The organism is Haloechinothrix aidingensis, assembly GCF_013450155.1.
GTDB classification, from domain to species: Bacteria; Actinomycetota; Actinomycetes; order Mycobacteriales; family Pseudonocardiaceae; genus Haloechinothrix; species Haloechinothrix aidingensis.
In genome coordinates this window covers 892002-905144 of sequence record NZ_JACCKD010000001.1, presented here as the reverse complement: position 1 = coordinate 905144, position 13143 = coordinate 892002, and the positions used below count along the sequence as shown (strand labels likewise).

Genomic DNA, 13143 nt, shown 5'->3' with positions numbered 1-13143 from the left:
GGCAGCGCCGCTGCGGCTCTGGCCGTCCGCCGGGACGCACCACGGTCACCGAGCATCACCCGTCACCGGGACCCACGGCGAGGCGATGGCACATTCCCTACCCTCCGGATCGGTCTGTCGTAGCACTCTGTGTAACGTACTCAGCACAGTATGTCTATGTTTGGCCGCGTCCGCAGCACGACAGGCCACATCCCCATGTTCAGCCGCGTCCGCAGCACGACAGGCCACATCCCTACAGTCCGCCGCGTCCGCGGCACGGCACTCCGCTGCCACCAGCGCGGCCGGCCAGAGCAGCGACAACAGCCCGTAGCTTTCCGCGGTGTCGGCGGCGCGCTCGGCGAGCTCCCCGGCGTGCGCCGTACAGCCGGGATCTCCCCGCGCGGCAGCCGTCCGGGCCGAGGCGAGCACGATGTCGGACTTGACCGCATGCCGGACCGCGCCGTGTTCGCGGGACAGCTCCGCGGCCCGCTCCGCGGGTGCGCACGCCGCGGCGGGACGCCCCGTGGCCAGCTCCAGCTCTGCCCGCACCCAACGGCATCGCACCCTGCTTCGCCAGCCGGTCCCCGGGTGTGACGCGGCGGCTTCCGCCCCGGCAAGCAAGACACGAGCCTCCCGCCCGCGTCCCAGCGCCAGCGCGTCAGCGGCCAGCCCGAGCCGGGCGTCCAGCAGCGCGGCGTGCGCGGTCACACCGCACCGGTCCGTCCCGTCCGGTGCGACCGCATCGCCGGTCCCGTAACCGGCGACAATCCGCGCCAGAGCGCGCGCGTCCCACCGGCGGGCCGCCGCGTGACCACCCAGTTGCCGGCGATGTGCCGCATGGGTACTCGCCGCCAGCGAGCTCACTACGGGGTCGGTGTCCCGAACGAGGTCACCCAGCACCACCGCCGCGCGCGCGTACCGTCCGCGTGCCCCGTTGAGCACCGCGGACAGCCAGCGCATCCGCGGCGGACCCGACTCCGCACCGGCGACGATCTCCTCGTCCAGGCACGGATCGCCGCCGAACGCGGCCTCGTACACGCGCCGCTGCACCGGGTTCACGAGGTGATCAGCCCTCGTCGGCCGGAGCGGGCGAGCCTGCTCCGAGCGGCTCTGCCGGTGACCCGGTCAGCACGTAGGTCACTCGATCCGTGACCTCCTGTGCGGTGCCGAGGTGCTCGACCGTGCCGGGCAGCTCGGCAGCGTCCCAGCCCGGCCCCCAGGTGAACACCCTGCTCCGTTGCTTGCTCCGTGCCAGCCTCGTCACCAGGTCCCGGCCGCCCCCGCTCGAGCCCTGGTCCCACACCACCATCGCCGAGGGGACGCTGCGGCGTGCGATGGTCACCAGGGTCTCGGGCGGTACCGCGGAACCGAGCACGAGCGTGTCGACGCTACGGGCGGACAGCCCGGCCGCCAGCGCGTACAGCGCGACGTTGCGCCGCACCTGATGGGCCGAGACCAGCAGCACCGGATGGTGGTTGCTCGGACGCTCCACAGCGGGCGTCGCGCGGGCGAAGGCCAGCAGCGCGCACTCGACGAGCACGTACTCCGCCTCGGCACCGGCGCGGGCACCTTCCCAGCCACCGCGCATCGCGGCGAGGACCGGGGCGAGGACCTCATCGAAGCCGACGAGCGGCCCCTCCGCGTCCAGCGTCTCGCCAAGGGTCCGGTGCACCGCGCGCGCGTCCAGCGCGAACGCTGCCGCGCTGAGCTTACGCGCGAGCCTGCTGGTGCGCTCCCTGTCATCCGGAACGGCAGTCCCGGCGCCCGGCTCGGCACCCGCCCCGGCCCCCGGTTTCGGGTCCGGCCGGGCGGCGTCGATCGTCACCTCGCAGTCCCGCGCGTACCTCGCCGCTTCGGCCGTCGACGCACCGCTGAGCAACGCTCGCTGCATCACCTCGAGCCGCGCCACGTCGCCCGGAGCGTAGCGACGATGTTTGCCGTCGGTGTGCGCGCTCGGCCCGACACCGTACCGGCGATCCCAGGTCCGCAGGGTGGCCGGAGCCACCCCGAGCCTGCGCGCGACCGCAGCCACCGGCAGGGTCGGCTCACCCGAGCTCGGCGGTCCGGACGAACCCGATACGGACCCCGCTCCGGCACCACCGTCGCCGGCGGCGGTCCCGTCCGCGGCCGGCGACTCCGTGGGGTCCGCGCTGTCAGCGGGCATGTCTGCGGGCACTCCCATCAATATTCCGGCGTACGCAGAGCCGAGCAACCGGAGCCACCCGCATCATAGGCCCTGCATCACGCTGTCGGGGGATAAAGCCGGCCTGAATTGACCATCGTCTCTTGAACAACTCTTGGCGCGGTTCTAACGTTACGGCCACTGCGCCAAATGGAGCAGTACAGCGGACAGAAGCAGGCTGACCAGTTCAACAACGACAACCGCACGTACTACTTCACTCGTAAGGCGGCGACCATGGCAGACACACGGAGGCTTCCCGGCCCCAACGCGGACGTGTGGGACTGGCAACTCGAAGGTTCATGCAGAGGGATGGACAGCGCCTTCTTCTTCCATCCGGACGGGGAACGTGGCCCGGCTCGAGCACGTCGTGAAGCGATCGCCAAGGCGATCTGTCAGGGCTGCCCGGTGCTCCAGCTGTGCCGTGCGCACGCCCTCGCGGCCCACGAACCGTACGGGGTGTGGGGCGGGCTGTCCGAGTCGGAACGCGAGAACATCATCAAGAACCGCAACTCCCGCGCCCCCGAACCCGCGCTTGCGGGAAACTAGCTCCCGTCCAACTGGGCCCCGACGCGCTCAGGGGCGGCGTCCCGGTACGGAGATACCGGGACGCCGCCCCTGAGCAACTGCGCGAGTAGGGCGCCAGGAGGCCCGCACTCAGTGCGAGTGGCCTTCGTCCTCCTCGTCGTCCTCCGGCTTCTCGACGACGGAGCCTTCCGTGGTGAGCACGGACTTGGCGATGGAGGCAGCGTTGGACACCGCCGAGCGGGTGACCTTGACCGGGTCGACGATGCCCGCCGCGGCGAGGTCGAGGATCTCACCGGAAGCCGCGTCGAAACCGCGACCCCAGCTCTCCTCACGCACCTTGGACACCACGACGGCACCTTCGTGGCCCGCGTTGCTGCAGATCCAGAACAGCGGCGCCGACAGCGCATCGCGCACGATCGACACCCCGGTCGCCTCATCGCCGGTGTAGCCGAGGTTGCCCTCCAGCGAGGCGGCCGCGTGCACCAGCGAGGAGCCACCGCCGGGCAGGATGCCCTCCTCAACAGCGGCCTTGGTCGAGGCCACCGCGTCCTCGATCCGGTGCTTGCGCTCGTTGAGCTCGGTCTCGGTCGCCGCGCCGACCTTGATCACCGCGACACCGCCACCGAGCTTGGCCAGCCGCTCCTGCAGCTTCTCCCTGTCCCAGTCCGAGTCGCTGGTCTCGATCTCCTTGCGGATCTGCGCGATCCGGCCGGACAGGTCGTCCGAGGACCCGCCGCCGTCGACCAGCGTGGTCTCGTCCTTGGTGATCACAGCCCGCCGCACGGTGCCGAGCGACTCGATACCGGTCTCGGACAGCTTGCGTCCCAGCTCGCTCGAGATCACCTCGGCCCCGGTGACCACGGCCAGGTCCTCGAGGAACGCCTTGCGCCGGTCACCGAAGAACGGAGCCTTGACCGCCACCGTGCTCAGCGTCTTGCGCAGCGAGTTGACCACCAGCGTCGACAGCGCTTCGCCCTCGATGTCCTCGGCGATGATCAGCAGCGGCTTCTTCGTCTCGATGACCTTCTCCAGCAGCGGGAGCAGGTCGTTGAGCGCCGAGATCTTCTCGCTGGTCAGCAGCACGTACGCGTTCTCGAGAACGGCACGCTGCTCCTCGGGGTTGGTGGCGAACTGCGCCGAGACATAGCCCTTGTCGAACTGCACACCTTCGGTGATGTCCAGCTCGGTGCCCATCGAGGAGGACTCCTCGACGGTGATCACGCCGTCCTCGCCGACCTTCTCGACAGCCTCACCCAGCAGGGCACCGATGTTGGCGTCCCTGGACGTCACGGTCCCGACCTGGGTGATGCTCTCGCGCCCCTTGACCGGGGTCGCCTTGTCCTTGAGGAACTCGACGACCTTCTCGGCCGCCGCCTCGATACCCACGCCGAGTGCCGCGGGACTCGCGCCGGCGGCCACGTTGCGCAGGCCGTGCTTGACCAGCGCCTGCGCGAGCACGGTCGCGGTGGTGGTGCCGTCCCCGGCTACGTCGTTGGTCTGTGTCGCAACACTCTTGGCCAGCTGCGCGCCAAGGTCCTCGAACGGGTCGTCCAGCTCGATGTCGCGCGCGACAGTGACGCCGTCCAGCGTGATGGCCGGGCCGCCGAACTTGCGGTCCAGCACGACGTGCCTGCCACGCGGCCCGAGCGTCACCTTGACCGCGTCGGCGAGCTGATTGACGCCGCGCTCGAGAGCCTTGCGGGCCTCGTCGTCAAAGTTAATCTGCTTAGGCATAAGTCTTGCCTGCTTACCTTTCGGTGACTCATTCGTCTGTCGGGCGTGCCACGCCCGGTGCGTGGCGGTTGCCCCCGATGCCGTCGTGGCTCCGGCTGCCAGCGCCGCGACCACGACAACAGCAGGCGCCCCGGCCCCCGGTCATACTCGGGGTCCGGGGCGCCTGCGCTGGTAGTTTGTCGCCTGGCGTACGTCAGTTCACGACAGCCAGCACGTCGCGCGCGGAGAGGATCAAGTACTCCTCACCGTTGTACTTGACCTCGGTCCCGCCGTACTTGGAGTGGATGACGACGTCACCCTCCTTGACGTCCAGCGGGATCCGGTTTCCCTTTTCGTCGATGCGGCCCGGGCCTACGGCCAGGACCTTGCCCTCCTGGGGCTTCTCCTTGGCTGTGTCGGGGATGACGAGACCAGAGGCCGTCGTCTCCTCGGCCTCACTCGCCTGGACAACGATCTTGTCCTCGAGCGGTTTGATGTTCACGCTCACCGGTTTGACCTCCACGGGTCGAAAGAAAGCGTTGGCAGGTTTTCGATGGTTACATGCTCGATGCCGAACCGTGTGCGGGCTTGCTCGCCGCCCGGATCCGGGCTCGACCGAGCCCAGGAGAACAGCAAGCTGGGCGCGCACATGCCCGTCATCTCGCAGGGGTACGACTCCTACCACCCCGTCGTCGCGGGTTGCCGGGGCGTGCTTGGCGCCGTCGTGTTAGCACTCTACCCATGTGAGTGCTAGACGCGCAAGCGGGGGCGATTCCAGCGCGCACACTGCTGCGCCGCTGCTAGCATCGACCAGCACCGACGCTACAACCATCCCACAGACAGCTGCTCCGAGGTCCCGCTGCACGGCGTTCACTCCCGGCGGATCCGGGACGGGACCCGGGACGGGACACCGTGCGAGCTCGACGGGAAGGTGGTATGCAGCCCCGCCCCCTTGAGACGCTGATCGCCCTGCTCGGGGTCGCGGCCGTGCTCGGCATCGTGGCGGGCGGGGTGTGGCTGACCCGGAGCGGGGACGACGACCCACGACCGCCCCAGGGGCGACCGCCGCCCCCCACCGCCGAACACGCTCCGGACCCGGCCCCGGAGCCGGAACCGTTCCCGCCCGCACTGATCACCAAGATCGACACCGGTGACTCGGACACGCGGCACACCGGCCTCGGTTCCGCGGGCGCGATGATCGTCGAGCCGGTCGAGGGGGGTCTGACCATGTTGCTCGCCGTGCATTGGAGCGACCGGCCCGATGTCCTCGGCCCGGTGAGCAGCGCGCGGCAGACCGACCTCGAGCTGCTCGGGCAGTTCGAGGATCCGGTCCTCGCGTACTCGGGGGCCGCCCCGGCGCTGCTCCCGCTCGTCACCGGTGGCGACGTCGTCTCGGCCACCCCCGACGCCGTACCGGATGCCTTCTACAGGGACCCCGACCAATCCGCTGCGAACGACCTGTACGCGCGGCCGAACCAATTGCCGGAAACCCCGCGGACCCGCCGGCCGTTCCCGACCGGCGCACCACCGGCCGGTGGCGAGCCGACCGGCAGCTACCGGGTCTCGTACCCCAGCGACACCTATGACTTCACCTGGTCCTCCGACCGGCGCAGCTGGCTCGTATCGCGGAACAGAAGCGCGTTCACCTCTGCCGAGCACGGGCAGCTAGGAGCCGAGACGGTCGTCGTGCTCGACGTCAGCACCGATACCGGGCTGGGCATCACCGACGCCGCGGGCAGGCTGTCCCCGTTCGCCCGCACGGTCGGCGAAGGCGAGGCCGCGGTACTCCGCGACGGCCGGCTGCACGAGGGCACATGGCAGCGATCCGGCGCCACTGACCCGATGGAGCTGACCACCGACGACGGCGACCGCATCGCACTCGGTACCGGCCGGCTGTGGGTCCTGCTCCTGCCGGACTGACCGGGACCGGTCGCAGGGGCCGGCCGACCGGGACAACAGCTCGGTTCCGTCTGAGTAACCACTCGTCTCGTTGCTTGAAACGATCACCCGGAGTAGCAGAAAATCAGCCTAACGAGGGACACCGCTAGGGGTGTCCGACACCGACGGACGGATCGCGTGTGCAGACAGCTCGAGGGGGCATCAACCGGAGCGCGTACAGCGTACTGGCCGTGTTGGTCGCCGTCCTCGCGGCGATACTGACCACGCCCACCGGCCAGGCATCCACCGCTCGGACCTTCCCGGCGAGCCATACGTCCGTGCCAGAAGGCAGCGGGAACGAGTTCGTCTGGCCGGTCTCGGGTTGGGTGGCTGCGACCCAGGTGTACGCGACCGGAGCCCATCACAGCGGCTCTGCCGACATCGCGGCCGCGCACCACACGCCGGTGCGGCCGGCGCGGTCCGGCCGGGTCGAGGCGACCGGCTGGAGCCAGGCCAACGGGTGGTACGTGCGCATAGATCACGGCGGCCTCGACGGCTACACCTACCGGACCCGCTACGCGCACCTTCTCGACGAGCCGCGGGTCAGCCCGGGCGACCTGGTCTCCGACGTCTACGACGGCGGCAGCGTACTCGGGTACGTCGGCCGCACCGGCAGTGCCGACATGAGCGGGCCACACGTGCACTTCGGTATCACCCGCATCGACAAGAGCACCGGTCAGGACCGGGACCTCGCCATACCCGACCTCACCATGGGCAGCTGGGTCACGGCCGGGCAGTACATCCCCGGTCGCTTCGACGGGCTCACCCCCATCGCGCACGAGCCGTCCCGGCCGTTCGACGTCCGGGTCACCGAGCAGGACGGGCTCATGCTCTACGAGACGCCGCAGCGCGGTCCCGAGGAGCGCCTCGGAACCGTCCCGGAGGGCACCGTGCTCACCGTCCTCGACAGCCACCAAGGGCAGTACCGGGTGCAGCACGGCGACCGCACCGGCTGGCTCGCCCACACCGGAACCCGACCCACCGACTCCGCGATATCCGGGATCCGCGTCAGCCCGGAGTACCGGGCCGTCAACGTCCGGCGCTCACCCGGAGGGGAGGTCATCGGGGTGCTGCCCGGAGGGAGCAGGCTCACCGCGTTCGGCGCCGACGGCTCCGGGAACTGGTACCGGGTGCAATGGCCGTGCACCGCGAACACGAACCGGAGCAGTACGGCGGCCGACAGGGCACGGGAGACGGGTGGCTGCCCCGGCCTGGCGGCGACCCGGTCGACGAAGTACGGGTGGATCAGCGCCAACGTCAGCTACCCCACGTCCTACTTCGCGGCGCGCACCCGCACCGGACGGCTCGCGGTACACGGCGACGTGCTCGTCGACGGGCAGAGCTACCCGGACACCGGCACCACCCTCGACCGGCTGCGCATGCGTAGCCGGGTGACTGTCACCGGGAGCCGGAACGGTTGGTACCGCATCGACCACGAGGGCCAGCGCGGTTGGATCAGGGGCTGGTACACCGCAGGCCGGCAGTGACCACCAGGGGTCTGCGGGACTCATCGGCAGGGGCCGCGGCACCGGCGGGCGGCACCGGCCCACCCGGCTCACACCGTGACGGTATCCACAGGCAGTGCCGGGTCGGGTGAGAAGTCCAGCCCCGATGGCTTGCCCCCCGCCGCGACCACATGTGCACCGAGCGCGGCGATCATCGCCCCGTTGTCGGTGCACAGCCTCGGGCGGGGCACCCGCAGCTCGACGCCCGCCTCCGCACACCGCTGCCGTGCCAGGGCGGCCAGGCGCGAGTTGGCGGCCACCCCACCGGAGATCACCAGCGTGTGCACACCGGTCCGCTGGGCTGCCGAGACCGCCTTGGCGGTGAGCACGTCGGCGACCGCCTCCTGGAACGAGGCACAGACATCGCCGACCGGGATCGTCTCGCCGCGCCGTTCCGCGGCCTCCACCCACCGGGCGACCGCCGTTTTCAACCCGGAGAACGAGAAGTCGAACGCCGCGTCGGACGGGCCGGTCATGCCGCGGGGAAACGCGATCGCGTCCGGATCACCGTCCCGCGCGGCCTTGTCGATCGGAGGACCACCCGGGTACGGCAGACCCAACACCCTGGCGACCTTGTCATAGGCCTCCCCTGCGGCATCGTCGACGGTCGAGCCGAGCTCGGTGATCCCCGAAGCGACGTCGTCGACGCGCAGCAGCTGAGTGTGACCACCGGAGACGAGCAGGCTCAGGCACGGCCGCGGGAGCGGACCGTGCTCCAGGGTGTCCACGGCGACATGGCCCGCGAGGTGGTTGACCCCGTACAGCGGAACGTCCAGCGCCGCCGAGTACGCCTTGGCCGCGGCCACGCCCACCAACAGCGCCCCGGCCAGTCCCGGACCGGCGGTGACGGCGATCGCGTCCAGCTCGCCGAGTGCCACCCCGGCCGTGGCACACGCCCGGCGCACCATCGGCTCCATCGCTTCCAGATGTGCCCTGCTGGCCACTTCCGGAACGACGCCGCCGAACCGCGCGTGCTGCTCGACGCTGGAGGCGACCTCGTCGGCGAGCAACCGGGGAGCCTGCCCGTCCGCGAGCTCGACGATGCCCACCCCGGTCTCGTCGCAGGAGGTCTCGATACCCATCACGATGCGCGACATCAGCTGCTCCCCTCGCTACCGCGGCTCGCGGCACCGCCCGACTCGCTCGCGGCCGGGCGGCGCATGGTGTACGCGTCCGCTCCGGACGGCTGGTAGTAGCGCTCGCGCAGGCCGACCGTGCGGAAGCCGGCACCGGTGTACAGCGCGATGGCCGCCACGTTGTCCGTACGCACCTCGAGGAACACCACGGCGTCGAACGCGTCGGCACGGGCGAGCAGCCCGTCGAGCAGGGCGCGGCCCACCCCACGGCCCTGCGCCTCGGCAGTGACACCGATCGTGTGTACCTCGGCCTCGTACTCGCCGGGCCGCCCGACGATCGCCAGCCCCGCGTACCCGATGAGCGCGCCCTCGGTGTCGTAGGCACCCAGGTAATAGGCGCCGGAGTCCAGCTCGGCCCGGAAGGCCCTCGCGCTCCACGGGGAGTCCGCCGGGAACAGCTCCAGCTCGATCTCGGCACAGCGCGCCGCGTCGGCGCGGCGCAGCCGCGCGAGCGTGGGCTCGGCCCACGACGGTTCCGGTGCCGCCGTCATGCGCTCACCCTCTTCCGCTCTCCCGGCTGCTTCGCGTGCGGCTTGCGCAGGTACAGCGGCGTCAGCGCGTCAGGAGCGGCACCGGAGCGCAGCGCCTCGGCCGCGCACGCGACCAATCCCCGTACGGAGGGGTAACGCGGCTCGACCGGCCGCACCGCGCCGTCGCCGAGCCTGCCCTCGTACAGCCGTGCACCGTCACCCGCCGCGTACGACACACCCGCGACGTCGACCTCGGATGGCACGTCCACCCGTGGTCCCGACACGCGCAGACCGTCCGTGCCGTACCGCGCCCAGTACACTTCACGCCTTCGCGCGTCCGAGACCACGAGGAACGGACCGGGCGAGCCGACCTCGGCTGCTGTCGCGTCCAGGCTGCACACCGGGTAGGCGGGTACATCAAGACCGTGCGCCAGCGCTGCCGCGCTCACCATCCCGGCGCGCAGCCCGGTGTACGGTCCCGGTCCCGCTCCGCACACCACCGCGTGCACATCACGCAGCGTGGCCCCGGCAGCGGCGACGGCGTCCTGCAGGTGCGGGGTGATCAGCTCCCCGTGGGCACGGGCGTCCACCGTGACGCGGGAGGCGAGCACATCGATGTCGCTGCCGAGTGCCACCACACCCGCCGTGACCGCGGGGGTCGAGGTATCGAGCGCGAGAACCAACACACCGCACAAGCGTACGGCCACCCGAAGGCCGACCGGCATCGGTCCCTGCGAAACAGGTCGGTACGCGCGTGCGGCAGTCTGGTGGCATGCTGTTTCCCCGACTGGCCGAACGTGCCGACGTCGAAGCCGTCCGGTTCGGTAGCCGCGCGCTGAGCTACGCCGAGCTGGACACGATCACCGGCGAGCTGGCCGCCACCCTCGGTGACACCGGCGGCCCTGTCGCCGTGCTCGCCGAGGCCCGGCTGGAAACCGCGGTAGCCGTACTGGCCGCGCTGCTGGCAGGCGTACCCGCCGTACCGGTCAACCCGGCAAGCGGAACCCGGGAGCTCGAGCACATCCGCCGCGACAGCGCGGTGACCCGCCTGCTGTGCGCACCCGACACCGCCGTGCCGGAACCGCTGAACGACATCGCGCGCGTCGACGTCGGTGCGACCACCGGCACCGGAACGGTGCGGCAGGAGCCGGCCGAGCCTCGTTCGGACGCACCCGCGTTGATCGTCTACACCTCGGGGACCACCGGAGCGCCCAAGGGGGTCGTGCTGCCCCGGTCCGCGGTACGCAGCTCCCTGGATGCGCTCGCGGACGCGTGGCACTGGGACGCCGGGGACGTCGTGCTGCACGGCCTTCCCCTGTTCCACGTGCACGGGCTGATTCTCGGTGTACTCGGGCCGCTGCGCCGCGGTGGGACCGTGCATCACCTGGGCCGGTTCACTCCCGATGCCCTCGGCGACGCGCTGCGGGAGTGGCAGGGCAACCGGCCGGTCGTCGTGTTCGGCGTCCCCACCAACTACACCAGGCTCGCCGATGCCGCCGAGTCCGATCCCGGCCTCGCCCGCGCGATCGGCACCGCTCGCCTGCTGGTATCCGGGTCCGCGGCGCTTCCCGAGCGCGAGCACCACCGCCTCACCCGCCTGACCGGCCACCACGTGATCGAGCGTTACGGCATGACCGAGACCCTGATGAACACCAGCGTCCGGGTGGACGGCCCGCACCGCCCCGGAACCGTCGGCGTCCCGCTGGACGGCGTCGCCCTGCGGATCGTCGACGAGTCCGGGACGCCGATCGATGCCCGCGACGGCAGCACCATCGGGGAGATCCAGGTATGTGGTCCGAACCTGTTCACCGAGTACCTGCACCGCCCGGACGCCACTGCCGAGGCCTTCGACGGGGAGTGGTTCCGCACCGGCGACATGGCGACCGTCGACGGCGACGGCTACGTCCGCATCGTCGGGCGCAAGGCGACCGACCTCATCAACAGCGGCGGCTACAAGATCGGTGCAGGCGAGATCGAGAACGCGCTCGGCGAGCATCCCGGCGTCGCGGAGGTAGCGGTGACCGGCGAACCCGATGCCGATCTGGGTGAGCGGATCGTCGCGTGGGTCGTGCCGGCAGGCGAATGCCCCGGCGCCGAGGAGCTGAGCAACCACGTGGCCGGGATCCTCGCGCCGCACAAACGGCCCCGCGAGGTCCGGTTCCTCGACGCGCTGCCCCGGAACGACCTGGGCAAGGTGACCAAGCGGGCGCTGGGCACCTGACGTTGCCCCGTGCGGGCCCGCGTCCGCCGGGCAGGGCCGTACCGCTCAGCCCTCTCCATCCGGCAGGCATGCCTGCCCGTAGGTCGCCTCGACGAGCAGCGCCAGCCGCAGCGCCAGCCCGCGCTCGTCGACGGGGTAGCCGAGCAGGTTCTCGGCCTGCCGCAGGCGGTAGAGGACCGTGTTCTTGTGCACGCCCAGCGTCCCCGCGGCGGCCCGCGCACTCGACCCGGCTGCCAGGTACGCGTGCACCGTCGCACGCAGCCGGGCCGACGCCCGGTCCCTACCCGCAAGGCCCGCCAGTTCCCTGCCCATCAGGGCGCGCATGGCGTCGGTGTTCTCGGACAGGCAGCTGACGATCTCCACGTCCCTGTAGAGCACCACGGGCTCATCCGCTTCCGAGCGCACCATCACCGACTGCGCGCGCACCGCCTCCCGGTGGCTGTCCCGGAAGCCCGCCACCCCGGGAGCAGGCACCCCGACGGCGATCCGCAGGCAAGGATCGCGCCGCACCGCCGCCGCATCGCGGATGCTCTCGAGGTCCGGCGAGGGGCCGCTCGCCAGCCAGGCCCAGACGACGCGCGCGCTGGACTGCACCGTCAGCGGGCGCGCGACGCCGAGCGCCTCGGCCACCGCACCGGCTAGGGACTCGAGCCTGCCGCTTGGATCGGGATCGACTACGGCATCCGTCGCCCACAACACCAACCCGGTCTGGTGACGGCGCAGGTTGTGTCCCAACCGGGTGCTGGCTGTGTCGATATCGACGTAGTCGCCACGCAGGATCTCGTGCACCGTCTCCACCTTGCGGGCCAGCGACCCGCGCAGACGCCGCTCCGACTCCTCGGCATGCGCCGCCACCAGCGCGTCGATGTTGTACTCCAGGCCCCTGCTCAGCCGGTCCCACAGCAACTCGAGCACCGCTATCCGCAGGTCGGCGTCGGAGATCTCGGTCCGTACGATCCGCATCACCTCGACCCAGAAGACCCGCTGGCCGACGCGGTACACGCGCAGCAGCATGCCGGCGTCGTAACGCCGTTGCGCCAGCGTGCGCGCCAGACCGAGCGCACCGGCCGGCGCCTCCGTCACATCCTGGCTACCCCGGGACATCATGTCCAGGTAGGTGCGCACGGCGTCTCGTGTGCTGGCGTCGAGATCGCGCCGCACCCCGGCGTCGGCGGCGAGCTCGGGCAACTCACCGGTGAGCTGATCGTTCAACCTGCTCACGAGCGCATCCACGGTCTCATCCGTGAGCATCCGCGCGGCGTGCTCCCGCACCCACGCCTGCGCCTCGGCGTGCCGATCGCGATGTGCCTGCTGCACGGTCCCTCCCCGGCGGCTGCCTCTTGTACTGCCTCGAACTGCACAGCGCTCGCTATTGGCCGGACAGTACAACATCTCGCGCGCAACTCGGCCACATACCCCAAGCCGACCGCAGGGAACGTGGACCATGCTGGCCAGCAAGAACAATCCAGACGCA

Annotated in this window: 12 protein-coding genes; 4 read left to right on the top strand and 8 right to left on the bottom strand. The window is 70.9% G+C overall.

Annotated features, from left to right (window positions below; genetic code table 11):
* Positions 1–45 precede the first annotated feature (45 nt).
* Positions 46–1038: a hypothetical protein gene (locus H0B56_RS04475; RefSeq protein WP_343063743.1), complete on the bottom strand. Its 993-nt coding sequence runs from the start codon at positions 1036–1038 to the stop codon at positions 46–48.
* Between the two features lie 7 nt (positions 1039–1045).
* Entirely contained in the window at positions 1046–2143 is a 1098-nt protein-coding gene (locus H0B56_RS04470) for a MerR family transcriptional regulator (protein WP_180891592.1), read from the bottom strand.
* Between the two features lie 252 nt (positions 2144–2395).
* On the opposite strand from H0B56_RS04470, the gene H0B56_RS04465 reads away from it, so the two are divergent.
* Positions 2396–2707, top strand: coding sequence for a WhiB family transcriptional regulator (locus H0B56_RS04465; RefSeq protein WP_180891701.1), 312 nt, complete (start codon positions 2396–2398; stop codon positions 2705–2707).
* 108 nt (positions 2708–2815) lie between these two features.
* Here H0B56_RS04465 and groL read toward each other — a convergent pair whose 3' ends face one another.
* Together groL and groES are read right to left on the bottom strand one after the other, a co-directional pair.
* Complete coding sequence (gene groL / locus H0B56_RS04460) at positions 2816–4420, bottom strand: chaperonin GroEL (protein WP_180891591.1); 1605 nt, start codon at positions 4418–4420, stop codon at positions 2816–2818.
* 193 nt (positions 4421–4613) lie between these two features.
* Positions 4614–4907: a co-chaperone GroES gene (gene groES, locus H0B56_RS04455; RefSeq protein WP_089300310.1), complete on the bottom strand. Its 294-nt coding sequence runs from the start codon at positions 4905–4907 to the stop codon at positions 4614–4616.
* A gap of 428 nt (positions 4908–5335) precedes the next feature.
* On the opposite strand from groES, the gene H0B56_RS04450 reads away from it, so the two are divergent.
* Together H0B56_RS04450 and H0B56_RS04445 are read left to right on the top strand one after the other, a co-directional pair.
* A complete protein-coding gene (locus tag H0B56_RS04450; RefSeq protein ID WP_180891590.1) occupies positions 5336–6319 on the top strand; it encodes a DUF3048 domain-containing protein in 984 nt (327 codons plus the stop codon).
* A gap of 158 nt (positions 6320–6477) precedes the next feature.
* Positions 6478–7824, top strand: coding sequence for an SH3 domain-containing protein (locus tag H0B56_RS04445; RefSeq protein ID WP_180891589.1), 1347 nt, complete (start codon positions 6478–6480; stop codon positions 7822–7824).
* A 68-nt stretch (positions 7825–7892) separates the two neighbouring features.
* Here H0B56_RS04445 and tsaD read toward each other — a convergent pair whose 3' ends face one another.
* Genes tsaD through tsaB form a run of 3 tightly spaced genes read right to left on the bottom strand, consistent with a single transcriptional unit; the run spans position 7893 to position 10134 of the window.
* Positions 7893–8939, bottom strand: coding sequence for a tRNA (adenosine(37)-N6)-threonylcarbamoyltransferase complex transferase subunit TsaD (gene tsaD, locus H0B56_RS04440; protein ID WP_180891588.1), 1047 nt, complete (start codon positions 8937–8939; stop codon positions 7893–7895).
* Entirely contained in the window at positions 8939–9469 is a 531-nt protein-coding gene (rimI, locus tag H0B56_RS04435; RefSeq protein ID WP_180891587.1) for a ribosomal protein S18-alanine N-acetyltransferase, read from the bottom strand. The genes tsaD and rimI overlap by 1 nt, the downstream gene beginning before the upstream one ends.
* Positions 9466–10134, bottom strand: a complete 669-nt coding sequence (gene tsaB / locus H0B56_RS04430) for a tRNA (adenosine(37)-N6)-threonylcarbamoyltransferase complex dimerization subunit type 1 TsaB (RefSeq protein WP_180891586.1) — start codon at positions 10132–10134, stop codon at positions 9466–9468. Before tsaB ends, rimI begins: the two co-directional genes overlap by 4 nt.
* A gap of 86 nt (positions 10135–10220) precedes the next feature.
* Between tsaB and H0B56_RS04425 the strand changes: the two genes are divergently transcribed.
* Positions 10221–11669: an AMP-binding protein gene (locus H0B56_RS04425; RefSeq protein ID WP_180891585.1), complete on the top strand. Its 1449-nt coding sequence runs from the start codon at positions 10221–10223 to the stop codon at positions 11667–11669.
* Positions 11670–11714: 45 nt separating this feature from the next.
* Here H0B56_RS04425 and H0B56_RS04420 read toward each other — a convergent pair whose 3' ends face one another.
* Positions 11715–12986, bottom strand: coding sequence for an RsbRD N-terminal domain-containing protein (locus H0B56_RS04420; protein WP_180891584.1), 1272 nt, complete (start codon positions 12984–12986; stop codon positions 11715–11717).
* Positions 12987–13143: the final 157 nt, after the last annotated feature.